Consider the following 19,794-nt stretch of genomic DNA (forward strand, 5'->3'; position numbering starts at 1 on the left):
GCGGGCGGTGCGTCTCGCTGATCGCGGAGTACCTCCCGCTCCAGGATGGCGGGTCGACGGTGTTCGACAAGGCGTTCGACGCCGAGGATGTCCTCGTCGAGGACACCGATCCGGGGGAGTTCGACGTTGAACCGTACCGTGAGGTCATCGACGCGGTCGCGAGCCGCGACGACCCGGTGGACGTGCTGGTTGAGTCGGTCGCACCGAGCCATCTCGGCGATCGTCACATCAAGGAGGCGCTGATCTGCCAGCTGGTCGGGGCGAACGCGCCGACGGGCGCCGACGGGAAGGACTACCGCGGGCAGATTCACATGTTCCTGCTGGGTGATCCCGGCGCGGGCAAGACCGACTTCGGGGAGGCGCTGGTGCGGCTGGCGCCGCGTTCGCAGAAGTCGAGCGGGAACGAGGGGACGTCGGCGGCCGGGTTGACGGCGGCGATCACTCGCGACGATTTCTCGGACGCGGAGTTCACGGTGACGGCGGGCGCGATCCCGAAGTGTTCTGGCGGGGCGCTGTTCCTGGACGAACTCGACAGCGCTGGCGACCAGGAGCAGAACGCGCTGTTGGAGGCGATGGAGTCGGGCGTGATCAACATCGAGAAGGCCGGGCAGAAGGCCACACTGGAGGCCGAGACGGCGATCCTCGCGGCGGGCAACCCGTCGGGCGGGCACTTCGATCCGGAGCGGTCGCCCGCGGAGCAGACGAACGTGCTGTCGCCGCTGCTCGACCGGTTCGACCTGATCTTCTGTCCCGAGGAGAAGACCGATCCGGACGCGGTCGAGGCGATCGCGGACCACATCACCGCTGGTCGTGACGCCGCGCAACGCCGGGAGCTCGACAAGAACGTCCCCGAGTCGGCGGACGCGGTCGAGCCGGAGCTGTCGACCGAGGAACTCCGGGCGTACTTGGCGGCGGCGCGGGAGAAACGGCCGGTGTTCGGGAGCGACGAGGTACGCCAGACGCTCCGGGACTGGTACGTTGAGGTGAAAACGCGGATCGTCCGCCAGGAGGACGAGGACGGTCGGGAGTATCCGGTGACCCCGCGCGCGGTTGGGGACATCGCGCGGCTGGCCGAGGCGTCGGCGAAGGCGCGGCTCTCAGACGAGATAGAGATGGTGGATGTCGAGCGGGCGACGCGGTTGAAGGGCCGGTCGTTCGCAGAGTTTGGGCTCGACCCGGGCGTCGAGGTCGTTGCGGACGACGAGGACGGTGACGAGGGTGGGCTCGACCTCGCGGGGTCGACGCCGACCGCGACCATCACCGAGGTCGTCGACGATCTCACGCTTCAGGGCGCGGACTACGGCGCGCCGCGCGAGCAGGTCGTTGCGCGGACAGTCGAGGCTGAGGACGACCTCGATCGAGAGGACGTTCAGGCGTTAGTTGAGGAGATGCTCGCGGCCGAGACGCTCGACGAGGTCGCGGACGATCGCATGATCAGCGTGTGACCCGGTTTCGACGCGACCACATGGGGTTGCACATCTATAGAATCCATTGCCGAAAATTGAACACATCTCTCTGACCTTTGACGACGGACGTGTTCAATTTTCGACCGCGACCAATTGCATAGACCCTCTTTGTCGCGCCGACCAGGGTGGATCACCCACTTCTTTTATAAATAGCGAAGCTTTCAGTTGTTCCAGATTCCCCTGGAATCACGAGGTGTGTTCAAAAATGGCCGACTCATATCGCTGGCGACTGTCTGGAAACCGAGACCTCCTTTTGGAGGACTTGGAGGATGCAACCGGAGAGAACACCAAAGCAAAGGCACTGGAGCGGGCCGTCCTCGGCTACCTCCGGTTGACCGGGCAGAACGCGGTTACCTCTGGCGCAGGCGCGTTTGAGGAACTACTGGCGACCGCCGATGAACGTGGGAGCCTGAATGCAGAGGAAATCGCCGAAATCCTTGCGACTGACGAACTCCCGATCGAGTACGAGCCCGCCACTTGGTCTGTCGGCGAAGAGTAAGAAAACGTTCGGCCACGCGCATTATGCGCGGGATCAGATGAGGCCCTGGTTCATCGCCCACCTACCAATGATCAGAAGGAGAAACAGGACCATGACTACGTCAAATGTGTCGATTTCGTCGGTATCGAGTACGCTGTTCCCGGGTTGAGGAGGATTCTTCGCGGTCCCTGCCACAGTCTGTAGTTCTTGGCTGACCTTGCTTTCGCTGACCTTCTGCTCGTACTTCCGGCGGACTTCGCCGACCCACTCCTCCGAGCAGTCGAGTATCTCGGCGATCTCCTCGTTGGTCATCTCGGGGTTCTCTACCGCGAGCGTGAGAATGTCCTCCTGGAGGTCGGTCAGTTCAATCATCGTGCCGCCCTCCGACGAACGCAAGATTGACGGGACTGGTAGCTCTCGCTTTCAATGCGGGTGGTTCGGCCACCCTCAAACATGTCCTTCCGCATACGACCCACCTAGCAGTATTTTGACTTGAATTTTATCTTAGAGGATGTTCATGCACCACTGGAATTATTAGATGAATCCTGAGTTTGGACTTCCACCTGAATCGTAGGATAAGTTAATATCTGCGCAGGGATTTATAAGTAAGTCGTTAGTACCGGCCCGTATATGATCACGGACGCCCGAGCACTTCGCCAAGATCACGTCCCCCAAGAGCTGCATCATCGGGAAGGGAAAATCGACGAGATCTCGTCTGCCCTCAAGCCCGTATCAAACGACGATCCTGGTGAAGACATCCTGATCCATGGAAAGAGTGGGACTGGCAAAACCACTATCGCGAAGTACGTTCTCGATCATCTCAAGCGCGAAACCCTCGATGTCGAGTGGGGGTACACGAATTGCATCTCGAACGCGTCGAAAACCGATATTCTCTACTCGTTGCTCCGAGACACCGACCGAGGCGCGGATCTCCGAAAGGAGGGTACCTCGGCGTCGACGTTCCTTGATCGTCTCCAAGAGATCGACGGTCAGTTCGTCGCGATCCTCGACGAGGTCGACGTCGTCGACGATATGACTACGCTACTCTCGCTCTACGAGCTGTCGAACGTCACGATGGTCCTGATTTGCGTCGACGAGGATCGACTCTTCCGCGACCTCGACATCCGTGTGGACTCTCGGCTCCGGTCGGCCCAGAAAGTCGAACTCGATCCCTACGACAATGACGAACTCGCCGACATCCTGTGGGGCCGCGCCGAGGCGGGCCTGGAGTTCGGCGCGATCAACGACAAGACCATCAACTACATCGCCGACATTGCCGCGGGCGACGCTCGGCTCGCGATCGCGCTGCTCCGGCAGTCCGCACGGTACGTCGAGGACACGGACATCGAGGACCGGATTACCGTCGGCGTCGTAAACCGCATCGCCGACGATGCGAAGGCGGACATCGCTACACGGTACGTCGAGAAGCTCTCAACACATCAGCGGATTCTCTACGAGATCATCGCGGACGCGGGCGAGATTAGCGGTGGCGACCTGCACTCGAAGTACGAGCACCGAGCGACGGAGCCGAAAGGGAAGTCGATGCGCCGGAAGTATCTCCAGTCGATGAGCCGCGAGGATCTAATCGAGAAAGAGGGCGAGGGCCGTGGGCGACGGTACCGGCTCATCGATCATTGATTTCCGATAATTCGATAATCGACAGAGGGCTGTACTTCCGATAATTTCCGATAATTTCCGACAACGATGATAGAGGCGCTCTTCCCTCCGTGTAGCGGTAAATAGGTCGCTTTCGATTTACTTCCGATAATGACCGCCCCAGCGCTATATAACAGTGGTTTCTCGCTTCGCGTATGCCGGTACAAACGACAGACACGGCGACTGTTCGGCTCCCCAACGATCGGAAGGCGACCGTCGAGAAAAAGAACACGCGGTCGAGCTACTCGGCGCGGGTCAGCGTCTCGCTTGACCGAGAGTGGGTGTTCGGCGTCGACGACGATCGGTACGCCGAGCTGCTCGCGACCTACAACGAGCGCGGCGACCTCGCGACCGTCCCGATCCCCGACTGGATGCCCTACGTTCTGGACGAGATCGGGCTGGAGGGATTCGACGCGTGATTTGCTTAGCTCTCAACCTCAAGCTCGGTAAATACCCGCTCCCCCTTGAGATACGCTTTCCCTCTATCAGTCAAGACGTAGACTCCATTCCCGATGTTCTCCAAAAGGCCGTGGTTTGTGAGCACACGACATCGGTTTCCGACATGTTGAGAACCGTATGGGATTCGTTCATCCGAAGCAATCTTCGAGGGAATCAGTGGGCCTTCCTCAGAAATAAGTTCCAGAATCCTATCGTCAAGAAGAATCATCCATCGCGGAGAGACGCGCATACTATCGAAGTATCGGGCAAGGGTGTTATATGCGGGGTTGAGGATACGATAATAATTTCCCATCCGACTATAGAACCACTTGGGAAAACTATAATACCCCGTAGAATACAATCATATCATCACGGAACCGACACGCGGACCCGTCGCTCGCCGATGGGTCCATCTCGAAAACGAAGCGGTCCCCGATGTTGGTGGCATCGGGTCCGCGTTAGGTCCCGTATCCGTGGTACGGAACCCATGTACGACAATATCTTCCGGGGTCTTGAAAGCCCCGAACGAGACGGCGACGGATCGGAGTTCAACTGTCCTTTCTGTGGCCGCACAGTGTCGGGTCTCAACTCGGAGGGGCCGGACGCGCACAGCTTCGAACCGTGCGGGTGCTCGACGGGCGAGACGACAGCGCGCGAGCTCGGCGACAGCAGGCCGCGCGTGATGACCGACGGCGGTGTGGCGCGCGGTCACTCCGAGCCGACTGCGGCGAAGAACTACCCGAACGGCCGGTGCCGTGGGATCTCGAAGGCGGCAGGGCGACGGTGCCGGAACTCGGCGGGACACGGTCCGACCGGGTCGCTGTGCGCGACGCACGCACTCGAAAGCTCACCGGTGACCATTGACAGCGACCCGGAGACGTTGATCCGGGAGGTGTCGGAGACGTTTCCGGCGCGGTGCCGGGCGATCGAGCACGACGGCGACCGCTGCACGACGGGGTGTGGAGCGACCGACCGGTTCTGCGCGCTCCACGAGACGATCAAGGTGCCTGAGGTGGTCGACCAGCTCGACGCGGGCGAACTCGACGTGGTGCTGATCAAGAACGCGCTGTCGGCGGCGCGGGGGAGCGACGGGCGGCGGGCAATGACCGACGGCGGGGAAGAGACCGCCGACCAACTTACGCGGCTTGACTGTCCCAATTGCGAGGACGCCGTTGATGCACGGTATCTCGGGACTGCCCACACCGACGAACACGACGGCCACATCGTCGGCTGGGAGTGCACCGAGTGCGACACAGAACTTCAGGAACATGTCGACCGCCGCGGTAGTTCCTTCGACCTCGAAGTAGTTGGCGATGAGTCCAGTGCGGAGGCCGAATCTGACGAGACTCGAACCGATGGCGGTCTTGACACGCGGAGGCTTCGCGTCGGCCCGGCGCGGACGGTCGCCTACGGTCCTGCCGGAGCTAATTCTGGCGAGTGGGCGCTCCGGTTCACGTCGGAGGACGGCGAGCGCGTGGTGGTCCGACTCGAGGAGGATTCGATGTACGAGCTCTGGACCGAGGTTCACAACGTGCCGTGGCCGAGCCGTGAGGATTCGCGTCACGACCTTCAGCGGGAGATCGTCGCTCGGGCGGAGCGTGCGGACGAGGAGATGCTCCGGGACGTCCTCGATGTCCTCGGTGGTGAGTCGACGTGAGTTCGACGCGGCCAACGGGCGACCCGCGGATGACGGTCGACCGCGTCGAGGCGTGCGACGACTGCGAAGGCGAGATGCCGCACTCGGTGACGATCGAGATGCGGGCGGAGGGCGCTTCGATATTCTCGCGCGAGCCGTATCGGGTGGCTGAGTGTCTGGAGTGCGGGTGCGAAACGACATGGAGGATGAACAATGCCTGAATCTATCGACCAGGACGACAGCGACGGCGACGATCAGATCATCGAAGGCGAGACGGCGACGATCACGGTCCGGCGGATGGGACCGCTCGCATCCCGCGAGTACGAGATCGAGCTCGACGGTGGGCTACCGCTCGGGACGATCAAGCAGGAAGCCCGTGAGAAGGCTCACGAGGACGGCCTCGACGTGTTCCAAGTCACGCAGGTCAACGAGAAGATGCTGCGCCAGATTGGCGGCGGGTTCTACGACACCCAGCCCGAGGACCAAGGGCCGGGAGGTGAGTCGGCGTGACGCTTGACTGGCCTGCGGGATTCGATCGGACGCCGTCGGTGGAGCGCGAGCGGAACCACAGCTTTCAGGCGACGCTCGGTCAGACGACGGAAGACCTCGCGACCGAGATGGAGCGCCTCGATCCCGACGACTGGCGAGCGGAGATCGGGAACCAGCACACCAAGTCGAACGGGCTCCCGCTGCACAATGCGAACCCGGACGATCCCGGCTTCGTCCTGCGGTGGCGCATGGACGGCGAGGAGTTCGCGGTCGCCTGCGACGAGTCGCCGCGACTGCGAGATAACGTTCGGACGGTCTATCTGTGGGTTCACGAGACGCGGATGCGGAACCAGCGGACAGTTCAGACCGGTGAGGACGAGTTTGCGGCGGCTCGGCTGCCGTCGGGCGATTCCGAGGCCGACGCGGTCGTGGCTCGCGAACCGCTCCACGAGGTCCTCGACGTCGCGCCGGACGCTGACGAGGCGGTCGTCGAGGCTGCGGCGCGCCAGCTGAAGAAGAAGCACCACCCGGATGCGGGTGGGGACGAATCGCGGTTCAAGCAGGTTGTCGACGCGGAGGAGGCGATGCTCGGTGAGTGAAGACCTGGAACCGCTCCCGCCGGCGCAGGCGGTGAACTTGTACCTGAACCACCGCGAGCCGGAACTGTCGGAGAAGTCGGTGGAGAACCAGCGCTACCGGCTGGACGCGTTCATCGCATTCTGCCAAGAGGAGCACATCGAGAACATGAACGAGTTGACCGGCCGCGATCTCCACCGGTACCGTGTCTGGCGTCGGAACGGAGAAGGTGACGGGTACGACGACGATGGCGTTTCGAAGACGACGCTTCGGACGAATCTCGCTACGCTCCGCGTCTTCTTGGAGTTCTGCGCGGGGATTGACGCGGTCGAGCAGGGGATGCGCGAGCGCGTTCTTCTCCCAGAGCTCGACCCCGAGGAGGAAGCGAAGGAGGAGAGAGTGTCCGAGGACCGCGCGGAAGCGATCCTCGAACACGTTAACCGATTCCACTACGCGAGCCGCGACCACGTGATCCTCGCGCTGCTGTGGCACACGGGCATCCGTCTGGGAAGCCTGCGCGCGTTCGACGTGGACGACTTCGACCCGGACTCCCCCTGCCTCGAACTCCGTCATCGTCCGGAGTCGGGAACGCCGTTGAAGAACGGGCAGGCCGCGAACCGGACGATCGCGGTCGGCGAGCACTACGCCGAGGTACTCCAGAATTACATCGCGCATAACCGCCACGATGTGACCGACGAGGACGGCCGCGAGCCACTGATCACGAGCAGTCAGGGCCGACTTACGGAGACCCCGATCCGCCGGACGGTGTACCAGTGGACGCGGCCGTGCATGGTCGCGGACTGTCCGCACGACGAGGACCCGGAGGAGTGTGTGTACATGATCCGCGACCGCGCGAGCCAGTGTCCTTCGTCGCGGTCACCTCACGGTATCCGACGCGGCGCGATCACGAAGCATCTCCGCGACGGCACCCCCGAAGAGATCGTCACGGATCGATGCAACGTGAGCAGTGACGTTCTCGACCAGCACTACGATCAGCGAACGGAACGCGAGAAAATGGAGCTCCGTCGCGAGTTCCTCGAAGACGCATGATTTCGAGCAATTCTCCCACCACGACGAGCGAGACTCGGCATGGAATCAGAACCCGCGCTATCCCCGAGAAGTTCACTACCCGGCGAGTCCACTCCCCTCGTTGCACTCGCTCCGTTTTTTCGCCGACATCACGCTCGCGCGATACCCGTCGTGTCCCTTCATTTCGTCACTCCGTGCTCCGCCCGTCGGACTGTCCGGCGACAGGCCGGCTACGCATAGCGATTCGCGGAGCTTCGAGGCGCATCGCCGGGAGCGACGCCGTCGCACGTCGGACGGCTCAAGGGGCCGTTACCTGACCGACCCGCTACCACTCGCGGCCAATACCCCCGTCGGGAGTGCCCGAAGCGGTGTTGGGAGTCTGATGCGCTCGGCGGCGTAAACGCGAGCGTACGAAATTCGAATCCGTACCGACGCGGCGGAACGCTACGGACGGACTCGGTCGTTCAAAAGGACGGGGACCGAAGCGGTGGGTATGATCGATTCGACCCGCGAGATCCTCGATTACGACCTCGACTCGGGGACCCTCCGGACCACGTACAGCTACCCGTCTCAGCCGCCCTCGATCGCGGTCCCGATCGCGCTCGGCGCGCTCACCCGGACGTCGCCGACCGAACTGACTCCGATGTACGAGGCCGCCGGCGTCGACCCCGACTCGCTCGATGACCTGTTTCGGCCCACGCCCGGCGGCGCCGAGCGGAACGCGACGGTGTCGTTCGACTATCGCGGCCACCGCGTCACGGTCAAAGGCTACGGGCGGGTCGTAATCCGAACCGACGACGCCGACTCCGGGGAGCGTGATCTCGGCTCGTGAGCTCAGGGGAGCGTGACCCCGATCCGTGAGGTCCGGTTCGCGGCGCCGGCCTCAGAACTCCGCCCGGGAGATCCACTCGCGGGCGACCGCCACGAACCACGCCATCCAGACGGCGAAGGCGCCGAGCCACGCCGCGTATCGAACGGGCGGACCGAGGGAGAGACACGACGCCGCGCCGATCAGTCCGGCGCCGACCGCCAGCGCGGCGAGGTCGCGAGAAGAGAGTCGGGAAAATCCGGTCATGGCCGTCGGCTACGAGCCCGAGACACATCGTTCTCACGCCGCGCTCCGCTACGTCTGGACGACCACGCGGCCGCTCGAATGGACGATGACGGTGTAGACGTCGTAGGGGAACGACACCGAAACGTCGTCGCGTAGATCGCCGTACCGCCGGGGCTGAAACAGCAACTGGAGGGCGTCGCAGTCGACGACCGACGCGAGCGGCGTCATGTGGTCTGCGGGCTGGTCGGTGACCTCTGCGAGCGCGAGCGCGATTCCCGTGCACACCTCGCCCGAGAGCATGTAGTCGGTCAGGTCGAGCATGTAGGTCGAGCTCGTGTCGCCGTCGGCGGCCGCCACTTCGATCTGGACCGGATCGATGTTCTCGTTCGGCATGTTCATCTCGTTGGTACGCGTTCTCAGGCTGGACCGTACATAGCCCTTCCGGTGGAAATAATCGGTGCCGGAATCTCAATCTCTCGCCACACCGAACGCGCCACGCGACCGAGGACCCGGCCGTCGCTCCCGGGTCGCGTTCGGATTCGCTTCCGAGCGCGACCCCCCGAAACGAAAGAACTCCTACCATTTACTAGGTGATTTATACTGGTGTAGTTCTTCGCCCACCGTATGTTCGGGCGTGGACCGGCGACCGGAGGCGATCCGCGCGGTCAGTCGGAGATCGTCGGTCTCGCGTTGCTGTTCGGGTTCACGCTGTTGACCGCCGTCGGGGTCGTTCTCGTCGGCGGGACCGCGATGGACGCTCTGGAGGGGTCGGCGTCCCTCCAGCAGGCCGAAAACAGCATGCGCGAGGCCGACGCTCGGCTGAGTCAGGTCGCGTTCAGCACGAACGACGCCCACACGATCGACTTCAGCGGACAGGCGGGCGACGTTCGGGTGACCGACAGCGGGAACGTGACGGTGACGGTCGTCAACGGCTCGGACACCTGCACCGCCCAGATCGGGTTCGGCTCGATAGAGTACCAGAACCGGAACGGCGACCTCGTCACGTACCAGGCGGGCGGCGTCTGGAAGCGGGTCGACGGCGGGAGCGTGATGCTCTCGCCGCCGGACATGCAGTATCGAAACGGGACGTTCAGCTTCCAGTTGGTCAACGTCAGCGGGTCGGTCGAGGGACCGGTCGAGTCGCTCCGAGCCAACAGGAACGCCGAGGCGTCCCGGGATCAGAGCGAACAGCTTCGGCGGACGTTCGGCGACCCGGCGTGCAATCCGCCCGACGAGGTCGTCGTCACCGTCGACAGCAAGTACTACCGCGCGTGGGGCGACTACTTCCGGGAGTACGTCGGCGGCAACGTCTCGACCGACCCCGCCGACGGCACCGCGTCGGTCGAACTGATCAGCGTCGGCTCCTCGGTGTCGATCTCTGGCGAGAACAACACCGTCGAGTCGTCGTCGGACTTCTCGGCGACCGTCGAGGTGCTGGGGACCGAACTGTCGGGGATCAGCGGCGATTCGATCCTGTACGGGCCGACGACCTTCGACGTGACGGTGAACGGGACCGAACTCACTCCCTGGCCGGACGGCGACCCCGACGACGGACTCGCGGCCGACCCCGCCGAGGACGACCTCAACGACCCGACGGCGGGCGAACAGTTCGTCTACGACCTGCGGAACCGCTCGTCGGGGACGACGATCACCGTCGGAGCCACCTCGTGGGAGTGTTCGTCGTGGTACTGGGAGGACACCGGGCAGGACCGCTACGTCGAGGGGTACGGCGACCTCGACCAGTACCGGTGTGGGGCGGTCACCGACGAGCGCATCGCCATCGACTCCGACTCGAACTCCGACAACCTCGTGTTGCTTCAGGACGGCGAGCGGGTGCCGGACTTCGGCGAGGCGGGCCCCGAGCAGCGAAACCTGACCGAGGTCCTCGGCGACCGGATCAACGACACGGGACACGTCCAACTGTCGGCCAACGAGGTCGTCTTCCTCTACGAACTGTCGAAAGCGGACGCAGACCCCGACAACGCCGACGACGCCGACGACCCCGACTACAACGACGCGGTCGTGTTGCTGACCATCGAGGAGGACAACGGCGTCGAGGACCCCGAGAGCTTCGCGGTCCACGTCTCGACCAACCACGTCGAGGTCACGGCCGACTCCGAGAGCTAAACGCGGATCGCCACCGAGAGGACGGTCCGCCGAACGAACGCCCGGGCGGTCGTACACTCGTAGCGGTCGCCCGACCGGACCCACCCGTTGTCGGTGAGATACCGGTCCCACGCGTCGCGGTTCGCCGACGAGGCGACCTCGAACCGGACGACCGTGTCCTCGTCGTCGGTCTGGGCCGTCGCGGTTCGCGGGAACACCGTCGACGCCTCGGCCCGCCGACCGACGACCACGACCGTCCCGTCGCTCGTCACCGACGCGGTGTCGGCGGTCGGGCGGACCGAGACGGTCGAGACGAGCGCCCGGTCGTCCGAACACTCGAACGCGGGCCGTCTGACGAGTACGCTCCCGCCGTCGGCCTGCCGGAACACCGCGCCCGCCTCGTACCGGATCGCGGTGTCGTCGTACCGGTAGACGAGCGCGCCGACCCCGACGTCCTCGGTGACGACGTCGCCGTCGTGAGCGACCGTCACCCGGAACCCGGTCGTCTCGTTGATGCTCAGCGTGCCGCCGTTGAGTCGGACCTCGCCCGCACGACCGGGCGCGCGACCGCGGTGGACCGCCTCGAAGTTCTGGGCGAGCGCCGCGACGGCTCGCTCGGCGTTGTTGACCTGTTCGGCGTCCCGAACCCCTTCGAGCGACCCGATCCCCGACCCGTAGAGGGCGCCGATCGAGACCACCACCACGGCGAACACGAGCACGAACCCGACGACGTTGCTGACGCCGCGGCTCACGCCGTCCCCTCCAGCGCGAGCGTTCCGTTCTCTGGCTCGTACGCCACGACGACGTCTCCGCCCGACACCGCGGTCGACCGGACCGGGGTCGCGTTCGCGAGCGTAATCGTCACGCTCGTCTCGGGGTTCGACGCGTTCAGCGCGAGACAGGGCGAGCGGTCGCACGGTCCCGATGGACCCGCCACTAGCGCGACCGTGTATCGGGCGCCGGCGAGTCGGGCGGGATGGGTCGTCCGGAGCCGAAGCTCCGCTTCGCGGTCGGCCACCAGTCGGTCGGCGCCTTCGAGTTCCGCCGCGAGTCGTTCGCCGACGACGCCGAGTTCGTTTCGCACCGCTCGCTCGCGCTGATCGGAGACGGCGCTCCCGGCGGCGATGACCAGCCCGCTCACCAGCACCGTCGTGACGGCGATGGCCATGGTGTACGTGACGGTGGTCGTGACGGCGCGTTCGTCGGTCATGGGTTCTCGATCGTGAGGTTGGTCGTGGTTCTGTAGCGCAGTTCGGGGGTCGCGTACGTGACGTTCACCGCGAGCGCGTCGACGGCGTAACTGCGGTACGGCGACGCCCACGGTGCGGCCGTCTCGACCGCGCCCAGCGAGGCGTCGGTCCCGTCGAGGACGAGTCGGTACCGGCCGGTCGCGTTGGTCGCGTTCGCGTAGCCGAGTTCGTATGGCTCGCTCACGCCCGCGCCGAACTCGAACTCACAGCCCTCGGCGGCGGTTCCGTTGACGAAGTCGACGTCGACGGCGCCGTCGGCGGGCGACACCGTGCAGGTCGACACCGAGCCGTCGGGCGCGACTCGGTCGAGGGCCACGTCGCTCCCGTCGGCGTGAATCCGCATCGTCCACTCGTCGCCGCCCGACGCGACCCGGACCCGGAACGCCTCCTCGTCGCTCGTCGCCAGCGACCCGGCGTCGACGCGCATCCGATAGCGCTGGACGGTCGCCGGGTCGGCGACGGTCCACTCGGCGTCGCCGTCCCGGTCGGTGAACGGCCTGCCGTCGTCGTCGTGACCGACGACGAGTCCGACCGACTCGCGTCCGGCGACCCGCGTGCCGATCGACGCCGGCCGTCGGCGGGTGACCGACGTGCCGACCAGCGCGCCGTACCGAGCGACGGTCTCGTTGATCGCGTCCCTGACCGCGCCGGCGCTCGCATAGGTGGCGTTCCGGTTGGCCCGCCCGACGAGCCCGGGGATCTCGGCGACGACGGAGGCTTCGAGCGCCGCGGCGTCGGCGGTCGCGTCGAGCGCCTCGCGGTTCGTGACGTTCTGCGTGTACAGCACCGTATTGAGGACGACGACCAGCCCGACGACGGCGATCGCCAGCACGACCGCACCGATCAAAAGGAGCTGTCCGCGGTCGTCGCTCACCATACGACGAGTCGCACCTCCACGACGTTGAACACGGGACCGGGGTCGGCGTCGGCCGCGTAGAAGTGGCGCTCGTCGTCGGCGTCGAGCTCCGCGAGCGTCCGCCCGTCGGCGTCCTCCGGGGCGGTGAGTCCCATGTCGTCGTAGAGGACGACGGTGTGGGTCGCGATCACCGCGTTGTCCGACGGGACGCCCCGGTAGACGACGCGCTCGGTCTCGGTCCGGCGGGGCGCCGAGGCGTTCCGGTAGTCGACGTAGAGGTTGTAGACGTACCCCTCCGAGGCGAACGTCTCGTTCGGCAGTTCGCCGAGACCGTCACACACCTCGGCTCGCCCCGGCGGGCCGCGGGTGCAGGGCGGGTCCGAGCCGTACCCGCGGTCCCGACTGTAGGCGTAGGCGAAGGTTCTGGAGGAGTTGTTCCAGTACCGAGCGAGCGGGCGGAGCTGGCGCTTCTCGGCCGCGACCGCGAGCGCGTCCTCGGCCTCTACGCGGAGCTGGGCCTTCACGTCCTGGTCGACCGTGCCCGCGGTCGTCGGCGTGAGGACGACCGCCTGTAGCGCGAACAGCACCGCGGTCAGCACCACGATGCTTGCGACGATCCCCTCGAGCGCGAACGCCTGCCCGCGATCGTCGCCTACCATAGGTACACCGTGAATCGGTAGGTCTCGTCGCGTATCGTGACGATTCTGGACGAGGCGGCGGCGGGCCGGTCGCCGAGCGCGCCACCGCCCCGGAGCGACTCCCCGTCGACGGTCGCCACCGACTCCGTCTCGGGATCGGTGACGGTGACGTTGATCCGGGTCGTCGCCGACAGCCCGTACGACGACCGGAGCGCGGTCTCGGTCCCGTTGGTCGCGTCGAATCGGTTCGCGGCCCGATCGGGGTCAAGCGCGTTGCCCCCGGTCGAGAGGTCCGCCAGCGCGGTCGCCGCGGTCCGGTCGGCCCGCGTCGTCAGCCCGTCGTCGATGGGCGCGTTGAACGGGGCGAAAAGCGACGGGATCAGCCCGAACGCGAACGCGACCGTGAGCACGAAGACGCTGACTCCGAGCGCGAAGTCGATGGTTGTCTGTCCTCTCATGGTCAGATGAAGCTGAAGACGACGAGCGCGACCGTCGGGAGCGCGACCGCGAACTTCACGCCCGACAAGAGCGAGGCGTCGCGGATGTACCCCGCGATGAACCCCGAGAGGATCGCCTGAAGGGTGACGGCGTGGAAAAACAGCATCGACAGCAGGGTGCTGTCGACGCCCCCACCGAAGTCCATCCCGCCCGATCCGACGGCTTCCCCGCCGCTCGTGGCGGCCTGCCCGGAAAGACCGGTCATCACGTCGAGGAACTTCACTTTCAGGATCGCCATCACCGCGAGCAGGGTGAGGTAGGTCATCACGATGATGACGACCTGCATCCGGGCGCGCGACCGGCGCTCGCGGTCGATGTCGTCTTGGTTCTCGCTGGCCTGGGCCGCGGTCGACAGCACCGCCGAGATCTGGCTCGAGGCCTCTTGGGACTTCGAGACGAGCTTGACCGTCCGGGCGAGCCGCGGGACGTGATACCGGTTGTTGAACTCGATGAGCGCGGGCCTGAGCCCCATGCCGTACTCGACTTTGGCGTGGAGCACGTCGAACTCCTCGGCGAGCTTCCCCGAGGAGGTGTCGGCGACCGTCCGGATCGATTCGAGCAGGGTCAGCCCGGTGTCGTTCGCGCTCGATAGCTTCCGGAGGCTGTCCGAGAGCTTCGTGACGATCGCGCGTCGCGACCGGAGGTTCCACGAGTGGAACACCGCAAGCGGGAGGAAAATCACGTATATCGGGACGTACACGTAGACGAACGTCCCCCACACCGGGTTCTCTATCATCCCGTCGACGGTCCGGGGCGCCGCCCCCGACCAGACCGCGTTGCCCACGAGCACCAGCGCGGCCGGCACCGTGAGCCCCAGCGTGAAAAGCGGTCGGTCCCGAAAGAAGACGTGGGGTCGCTTGAGCAGCGACACCGTCTCGTGGGTTCCCTCCCGGCTCTTGATGCGGTCGAACACCGAAAACTCCCCGACGTAGCGCTCGATCAGCCCGAGGTGGAGCAGGCCGGCGCCGGTCCGGGCCGCGAGTCGGTCGCCGCCCGCCTCGGGGTCGAGGTAGCCGTCGCCGGGGTCGTCCTGCTTGACCGTCGAGACCAACACGAGGAAGCCGACGCCGGTCAGCGGGATCAGCCCGTAGACGGTCGCGTACAGCAGTCGCTCCTGGGCCTGCCCGAGCATCGACATGATCACGAGGATGATGATGAGCAACAGCGGGAACAGCGAGAGGGTCATGTACATCTCCCCGAACAGTTCGAGGGTCTCGAGGGTCATCTCCTGTTCCTGCTTGGCGGTCCGCATGTGCTTGTCCTTCTTGTCGTCCAGGAACGCGCTCATGTCGCCGCCGGAGTTGACGATCGAGAGCATGTCGGTCAGAAACTGCCCGAACTCGTCGCTCGGAGTCTCCAGCGAGCGCTTGCGGATGGCGGTCCGGTAGTCGGTGTCGAAGTACTCGGTCTCCTGGACGATCGACTGGAACTCCCGGGCGACCTCGCCGTAGGTGTCGTCGGCTTTGGCCATCGCCTCCAGTATTTCGAGTTGATTCAGTCCGCCGACCGACAGCGCGTACATGAACGAGACCGCGTCGGGCAGCAGCATGTTGATCTCGCGCTCGCGCTCGCCGGCCCGGTAGTAGGGGATCGCGGCGATCGTCCCGAACCCGGCTCCCATCCCGATCGCGCCGAAGACCAGCCCGCTTCCCGCGACCAGCGCCGGCACCTTCAGAGTCTCGACGAGCGCGAGCGCCGCGTCGTTCGGCACCGGCACGCCGATGAGGACGTCGACGCCGACGACGCCCGTGGCGAACAGCGCGTAGCCGACCAGCGTGCCGAGCACCCAGAGGACGCCCCCGAGGATCGCGCCGATCGCGAGCCCCCGCGAGAGGTACAGTTCGACGGTGTCGGCCATCCGGGCCTCCGCGAGCTTTCGCTCGACGTCGGCCACGAAGTCGCCCTCGGCGTCGAACAGGTAGTCGAACACCGGGTAGAAGGCGTCGGCCAGCGCGTCGCCCGACCGGCGGGTCCCGGTCGCGGTGCCGTGGCTCATTCTCGGTCCTCCCGGTCGCCGTCGGTGTCGTCGTCACTCGCCTCGCGCTCGGCCTCTTCGTCCTCCCCGTCGAAGGCGGCCTCGAAGCCGCCGAACGAGTCGTCGTCGGCTTCGTCGTAGGCCTCGGGGAAGCTCCCCAGTTCGCCGCCCTCGTGGGTCTCCCGGACGCTGTCTTCGGGACCGACCGACTCGGTGTCGCGGACTCGTTCGCCCTCCGGCGGACCGGTATCGGGGCGGTCGCCCGCCGCGTCCGGATACGACTCGGCCGGGGTATCGGCGGGTTCGGCGCTCTCGGCGAGCGCGACCGCGAGTCCCTCGACGTCGGCGTCGGCGCCGCGGTAGTCGTCGAGGATGCGCTCGTCGGCTTCCGCGAGGATACCCTGTGCGAGCTCGTAAGTCTCCTCGTCGGGGTCGGGCCGGGGCACCATCTCCTCTTTTTTTGGGTCGATGTCGATGTGGACGCTCTCCATCTCCCGGAGGTCCGCCAGACTCGCTTCGAGTTCGCCGTTGGCGATCAGCGTGAGGATGGTGTCGGGGTCGTTGATGAACGCCTGGGCGGTGGCCGCGACCTGCGTGTACTCGTTGAGCCCGTTGGTGATGAGGTATGCGAGGATGACCCGGCGCTTGAGAATCTCGTCTTCCAGTCGCTCGCGGGACCACCCCCGGTCGAACATGATATCTTCCATCGTCGACGACCCCGACAGCCGCATGAACTCGTCGTCCTCGGCGCGCCACTGGAAGATGTCCTGAACGTTTATCTCGTCGTTCTCGGCGCTGTACTCGTTGATCTCGGTGAGCGACTTGTTCCGACGCACCTTGCTCCCCTGGACCCGGGTCTGGGTCTGGATCGACACCAGATCGAGCGCGGTGAACAGGGTCTTCGAGACGTTGATGGGCTCGGTCGTGAACCGCTTGAGCACCTCGCCGACCGTGTCGGCGTGGAAGGTGGTGTAGGTGGTGTGGCCCGTCGACATGACCTGAAAGAGCGTCCGGCCCTCCTCGCCGCGGATCTCGCCCATCACGATGTAGTCGGGGCGCTGGCGGAGCGCCGCCTCCAGCAGGTCGAACTCGTCGACGTCGCCCTTGTCGTCGTCCGAGAACGAGGGTCGGGTCACGCTCGCGATCCAGTTGCGCTGGGGGAGTTCGACCTCCCGGGTGTCCTCGATGGAGACGATCTTGGTGTTGCTCGGGATGAAAAGTGAGACGGCGTTCAGGCTGGTGGTCTTGCCCGAGGCGGTCCCGCCCGCGAAGATCAGCGACTTGTGGTTCTCGATGGCGAGCCACATGAACGCCATCTCCTCCAGCGAGAACGTGTTCCAGTTCACCAGATCGATCGGGGTGAACGGCACGTCCTTGAACTGTCGAATGGTGTAGTTGGTGCCGTGGTCGCTGACCTCCCGGCCGAGCGTGAGCTGGGCGCGCGAGCCGTCGGGCAGGGTGGCGTCGACCTGGGGCTGGCGCTTGCTGATGCCCTTGCCCGAGCGCTGGGCGAGCTTCACCACGAAGTCGTCGAGTTCGGACTCGCCGTGGTGGACGTTGGTGATGATCTGCTCGTAGTCGGTGTGGTAGACGAAGATCGGGGCGTTGTAGCCGTCGCAGGAGATGTCTTCGACGTTGATGTCGTGTTTGATGCCGTCGATGCGCTCGTAGCCGATGAAGTCCCGTTCGAGAAAGTACAGGAGCTTCTCGGTCTGGTACTCAGAGAGGCTGTCGTCGTCCTCTTCGAGCAGGGCGGGCTCGGGGCGGGCCGCGATGCCGTCGAGACCGCCCGACTCGTCGGGTTCGAGCGCCTCGATCTCGGCCTCGATCGCGGCCCGGACCTGCTCGCGGAGGCTCCCCGAGGCGTCGAACTCCAGATCGAGGTGCTCGTCGAGTCGGACCAGCGGCTCGTCGTCCGAATCGGAATCTGGGTGGGTCTCGCCCGGCGGGTCGTCCTCGCCCGCGAGTTCGGGATCGGCCGGCGACTCCGGGCCGCCGGGCGAGTCGGTCGCGGTCGTGTCCTCGCCCACCGCGCCGCCGTCCGCGACCGCCTTCTCGGCGTCCCCGTCGGGGCTCGGTTCGTCGTCGTCCTCGCGCTCGTCGCTCTTGTCGTCGTCCCGGTCGCCGGCGTCCGCTTCCGAGTCGGCGGCGCCCGCTTCACTCGGGTAAGACCGCCCCTCCGCGAGCGCTTCCCGGAGGGGTTCGATCGCCGCGTCGGCGCCCTCCCGAGCGCGCGCGAGATACTCCGAAACGACGTCTCTGGTCTCGTCGTAGCGGTCGAGCAGTTCCCGGAGCTGTTCGGCGCGCTCGCCGTCGTTCTCGGCGTAGAGGTCGTAACGCGCCAGCAGGTCGAGGGTCTCGCGCTCGATGACCGCCGCCCGATCCTCGGCTTCGGCGTCGACCACCACGTCGTCGCTGGAGTACTTGATCGCGGCCCGGAGCTTTCCCGTCAGGAACTCGGTCAGGTCGGCCTCGATCGGCGTTCGGTACGGCTCCACGAGGTAGTACTTGGTCTCGTTTTCCTTCGTGGAGTGAAAGAGCACGACGAACGCGTAGGGTTTGTTGACCCAGTAGCGATCGACCTCCCGGAAGTGTTGTTTCTTCGGGAGCGAGACGGCCTTCTCGAGGTCGTACCTGTTGACCAGCGTCGTGTGGCCCTCGACCGTCGAGAAGAACGCGTCCTCGTCGAGTTCCGGGGGCACGTCGAGGGTGCGCTCGTCTTCGACCGCCAGCATGTGCTCGGCGTCGGCCGCCCCCTGCGCGAGTCGGGCTTCGAGGTCCTCTTCGGGGAAGCCGAGCCACTCCGCCTCGTCGAAGCGCTCGATCTCGCCGTCCTCGTCGCGCGGGCGCTCGGGCGCGGTGGTGTCTGTGTCCTGATAGTAGTACTCGTACTTGAAGTGCTCCCAGTAGTACTCGCCCTTCCGTACGGGCGTGGTCGCGGGGTCGAGCCACGACTCGAAGTCCGCGCTCAGGTCGGTGACGGCGACGCCGGCCTCGAAGACGCTCGCGCCCACGTCGTCGTGGCCGGTCCACTCGCTGGGATCGAACGCGACGACCTCGCCGTCTTCGTCTCGCGGGCGCGCGAGCGCCTCGCCGGTCTCCTCGTAGTAGTGTTCGTACTTGAAGTGCTCCCAGCGGTACTCGCCGAGCGCGACCGGCGTCTGCTCGGGGTCGAGAAACGCCTCGAAGGACGCGCTCAGTCGTGCCGCGCGCTCGGCCGCGGTCTCGACCCGCGCGGGCGTCTCCTCGGGCGTGTGACCGAGGTACGCCTCGCGGTCGAACTGCCGGGCCTTCCCCCGCCAGTTCGTCGGCGGGTCCCCGTCCTCGTAGAAGTACTCGTCTTTGAACGCCTCCCAGTCGTACTCGCCGACCGTCACGCGGTCCGACGCGAGCGTCTCGTCCGGGACGTCGAGTTCGTCCACCCCCGAAGACCCTCCGGTCGCCTCGCCCCCGTCGCGCTCGTCGTCGCCTCCCTCGACCGGGGCGTCTTCCTCACTCATCGCTCATCCCCTCGCGGGATCGCCGAAGAAACGACAGAAGATATAAAATACGTTTCTTCATAACGTACGTTACATCGTAAATGAGAAGGTAATGAATGTTTCGGCCAAAGATTTCTAAACTGACACGATAGAAGCGCCGACTCCGCGTC

Annotated in this window: 22 protein-coding genes; 11 read left to right on the plus strand and 11 right to left on the minus strand. The window is 65.6% G+C overall.

Going from position 1 to position 19,794, the window contains the following annotated elements; genetic code table 11:
- Together EPY72_RS00020 and EPY72_RS00025 are read left to right on the plus strand one after the other, a co-directional pair.
- Positions 1-1,445 (plus strand): ATP-binding protein (locus EPY72_RS00020; protein WP_168215978.1); only part of this gene is annotated, 1,445 nt, incomplete at its 5' end.
- A gap of 226 nt (positions 1,446-1,671) precedes the next feature.
- On the plus strand, positions 1,672-1,965 hold the full coding sequence (locus tag EPY72_RS00025) for a hypothetical protein (RefSeq protein WP_135805196.1): 294 nt from the start codon (positions 1,672-1,674) through the stop codon (positions 1,963-1,965).
- Positions 1,966-1,998: 33 nt separating this feature from the next.
- On the opposite strand, the gene EPY72_RS00030 is transcribed toward EPY72_RS00025, so the two are convergent.
- A complete protein-coding gene (locus EPY72_RS00030) occupies positions 1,999-2,316 on the minus strand; it encodes an Lrp/AsnC family transcriptional regulator (RefSeq protein ID WP_135805197.1) in 318 nt (105 codons plus the stop codon).
- 258 nt (positions 2,317-2,574) lie between these two features.
- Here EPY72_RS00030 and EPY72_RS00035 point away from each other — a divergent pair, with 258 nt between their 5' ends.
- Positions 2,575-3,582, plus strand: a complete 1,008-nt coding sequence (locus EPY72_RS00035; RefSeq protein WP_135805198.1) for a Cdc6/Cdc18 family protein — start codon at positions 2,575-2,577, stop codon at positions 3,580-3,582.
- Between the two features lie 173 nt (positions 3,583-3,755).
- Positions 3,756-4,019: a hypothetical protein gene (locus tag EPY72_RS00040; protein WP_135805199.1), complete on the plus strand. Its 264-nt coding sequence runs from the start codon at positions 3,756-3,758 to the stop codon at positions 4,017-4,019.
- Between the two features lie 5 nt (positions 4,020-4,024).
- Here EPY72_RS00040 and EPY72_RS00045 read toward each other — a convergent pair whose 3' ends face one another.
- A complete protein-coding gene (locus EPY72_RS00045) occupies positions 4,025-4,288 on the minus strand; it encodes a MarR family transcriptional regulator (protein WP_135805200.1) in 264 nt (87 codons plus the stop codon).
- 432 nt (positions 4,289-4,720) lie between these two features.
- Between EPY72_RS00045 and EPY72_RS00050 the strand changes: the two genes are divergently transcribed.
- The 6 genes from EPY72_RS00050 to EPY72_RS00075 all read left to right on the plus strand — a co-directional run bounded on the left by EPY72_RS00050 (position 4,721) and on the right by EPY72_RS00075 (position 8,600).
- Positions 4,721-5,695, plus strand: a complete 975-nt coding sequence (locus EPY72_RS00050; protein WP_168215979.1) for a hypothetical protein — start codon at positions 4,721-4,723, stop codon at positions 5,693-5,695.
- Positions 5,692-5,895 (plus strand): DUF7835 family putative zinc beta-ribbon protein, encoded by a 204-nt coding sequence (locus EPY72_RS00055; protein WP_135805202.1) that lies wholly within the window; start codon positions 5,692-5,694, stop codon positions 5,893-5,895. The genes EPY72_RS00050 and EPY72_RS00055 overlap by 4 nt, the downstream gene beginning before the upstream one ends.
- Entirely contained in the window at positions 5,888-6,184 is a 297-nt protein-coding gene (locus EPY72_RS00060; RefSeq protein ID WP_135805203.1) for a hypothetical protein, read from the plus strand. The genes EPY72_RS00055 and EPY72_RS00060 overlap by 8 nt, the downstream gene beginning before the upstream one ends.
- On the plus strand, positions 6,181-6,762 hold the full coding sequence (locus EPY72_RS00065; protein ID WP_135805204.1) for a J domain-containing protein: 582 nt from the start codon (positions 6,181-6,183) through the stop codon (positions 6,760-6,762). Before EPY72_RS00060 ends, EPY72_RS00065 begins: the two co-directional genes overlap by 4 nt.
- Positions 6,755-7,789, plus strand: coding sequence for a tyrosine-type recombinase/integrase (locus EPY72_RS00070; RefSeq protein WP_135805622.1), 1,035 nt, complete (start codon positions 6,755-6,757; stop codon positions 7,787-7,789). Before EPY72_RS00065 ends, EPY72_RS00070 begins: the two co-directional genes overlap by 8 nt.
- A gap of 472 nt (positions 7,790-8,261) precedes the next feature.
- Complete coding sequence (locus EPY72_RS00075) at positions 8,262-8,600, plus strand: HalOD1 output domain-containing protein (RefSeq protein WP_134671997.1); 339 nt, start codon at positions 8,262-8,264, stop codon at positions 8,598-8,600.
- Positions 8,601-8,651: 51 nt separating this feature from the next.
- Here EPY72_RS00075 and EPY72_RS00080 read toward each other — a convergent pair whose 3' ends face one another.
- Together EPY72_RS00080 and EPY72_RS00085 are read right to left on the minus strand one after the other, a co-directional pair.
- Positions 8,652-8,843 (minus strand): hypothetical protein, encoded by a 192-nt coding sequence (locus EPY72_RS00080; RefSeq protein ID WP_134671998.1) that lies wholly within the window; start codon positions 8,841-8,843, stop codon positions 8,652-8,654.
- Positions 8,844-8,891: 48 nt separating this feature from the next.
- On the minus strand, positions 8,892-9,215 hold the full coding sequence (locus EPY72_RS00085; protein WP_135805205.1) for a HalOD1 output domain-containing protein: 324 nt from the start codon (positions 9,213-9,215) through the stop codon (positions 8,892-8,894).
- A gap of 231 nt (positions 9,216-9,446) precedes the next feature.
- On the opposite strand from EPY72_RS00085, the gene EPY72_RS00090 reads away from it, so the two are divergent.
- Positions 9,447-10,949, plus strand: coding sequence for a DUF7289 family protein (locus tag EPY72_RS00090; protein WP_135805206.1), 1,503 nt, complete (start codon positions 9,447-9,449; stop codon positions 10,947-10,949).
- On the opposite strand, the gene EPY72_RS00095 is transcribed toward EPY72_RS00090, so the two are convergent.
- The 7 genes from EPY72_RS00095 to EPY72_RS19745 are packed head-to-tail and all read right to left on the minus strand — an operon-like array spanning position 10,946 to position 19,645.
- Positions 10,946-11,680, minus strand: coding sequence for a DUF7289 family protein (locus EPY72_RS00095; RefSeq protein WP_135805207.1), 735 nt, complete (start codon positions 11,678-11,680; stop codon positions 10,946-10,948). The two genes, EPY72_RS00090 and EPY72_RS00095, sit on opposite strands and share 4 nt — an antisense overlap.
- Complete coding sequence (locus tag EPY72_RS00100; RefSeq protein ID WP_134672002.1) at positions 11,677-12,138, minus strand: DUF7266 family protein; 462 nt, start codon at positions 12,136-12,138, stop codon at positions 11,677-11,679. Before EPY72_RS00100 ends, EPY72_RS00095 begins: the two co-directional genes overlap by 4 nt.
- The gene (locus EPY72_RS00105) at positions 12,135-13,055 is read right to left on the minus strand and encodes a DUF7261 family protein (RefSeq protein ID WP_135805208.1); all 921 of its coding nucleotides are present in this window, start codon (positions 13,053-13,055) and stop codon (positions 12,135-12,137) included. The genes EPY72_RS00100 and EPY72_RS00105 overlap by 4 nt, the downstream gene beginning before the upstream one ends.
- Positions 13,049-13,693 (minus strand): DUF7288 family protein, encoded by a 645-nt coding sequence (locus tag EPY72_RS00110; protein ID WP_135805209.1) that lies wholly within the window; start codon positions 13,691-13,693, stop codon positions 13,049-13,051. The genes EPY72_RS00105 and EPY72_RS00110 overlap by 7 nt, the downstream gene beginning before the upstream one ends.
- The gene (locus EPY72_RS00115) at positions 13,687-14,130 is read right to left on the minus strand and encodes a DUF7287 family protein (protein WP_135805210.1); all 444 of its coding nucleotides are present in this window, start codon (positions 14,128-14,130) and stop codon (positions 13,687-13,689) included. The genes EPY72_RS00110 and EPY72_RS00115 overlap by 7 nt, the downstream gene beginning before the upstream one ends.
- 2 nt (positions 14,131-14,132) lie before the next feature.
- On the minus strand, positions 14,133-16,166 hold the full coding sequence (locus EPY72_RS00120; RefSeq protein WP_135805211.1) for a type II secretion system F family protein: 2,034 nt from the start codon (positions 16,164-16,166) through the stop codon (positions 14,133-14,135).
- The gene (locus EPY72_RS19745) at positions 16,163-19,645 is read right to left on the minus strand and encodes a type II/IV secretion system ATPase subunit (protein WP_244605493.1); all 3,483 of its coding nucleotides are present in this window, start codon (positions 19,643-19,645) and stop codon (positions 16,163-16,165) included. Before EPY72_RS19745 ends, EPY72_RS00120 begins: the two co-directional genes overlap by 4 nt.
- Between the last annotated feature and the right edge of the window lie 149 nt (positions 19,646-19,794).

The organism is Halorussus marinus, assembly GCF_004765795.1.
GTDB lineage: Archaea > Halobacteriota > Halobacteria > Halobacteriales > Haladaptataceae > Halorussus > Halorussus marinus.